General features: G+C 51.9%; 1 protein-coding gene. It reads right to left on the reverse strand.

The genetic code is table 11. From position 1 onward, the window contains the following. Window positions 1-124: 124 nt before the first annotated feature. Window positions 125-630, reverse strand: a 506-nt coding sequence (locus C0Z22_RS15945; protein WP_233189745.1) for a hypothetical protein, incomplete at its 5' end; no start/stop codon positions are given.

Raw genomic sequence — 630 nt, forward strand, 5'->3', positions numbered from 1 at the left:
TTCTTAAAAGATTTTGGTGTTAGTTACAGAGGAGGAGCAGAAGGAGGGGGTACAAGGTCTGGAGGGCCTCTGCAGAGACGTGGTGGAGGGAAGGGGCAGATTGGATAAATAGAGGGGGGTATTTTTACAAAGCCATGGCATGGAAATTCATGGCGCCTCTCAGACGCTGATTCTGGAAGCCCTGAAGGGCCTTTTGGACAGTGGTGTGGATGTTCTGGACGGCCCCTTTGGTCAGGCGTTTTGTCCTTGTGGTCATGGCCTGCATGTTCTGGACGGCCCCTTTGGTCAGGCGTTTTGTCCTTGTGGTCATGGCCTGCATGTTCTGGACGGCCCCTTTGGTCAGGCGTTTTGTCCTTGTGGTCATGGCCTGCATGTTCTGGACGACCCTTCTGATCAGGCGTTTTTTCCTTGTGGCCATGCCCTGCATGTTCTGGGCGATGGGGGTGAATATGCCCTGGTTGATGTTCTGGATGGTGGTGAGGTGGGTGGCCATGGAATTTACAGTCTCTCTTTGACTGAGCAGGGTGTTGCATTGGATGAGTGAAGTTCTGAGCTTTGTAAATTTCACAATCCACTGTTGGTTCCTCATCTCCGACCTTAGAGGATTTACAGAATCCATACCGAGCCTGA

Origin of the sequence: Halobacteriovorax sp. DA5 (assembly GCF_002903145.1) — a bacterium.
Taxonomy (GTDB): Bacteria; Bdellovibrionota; Bacteriovoracia; order Bacteriovoracales; family Bacteriovoracaceae; genus Halobacteriovorax_A.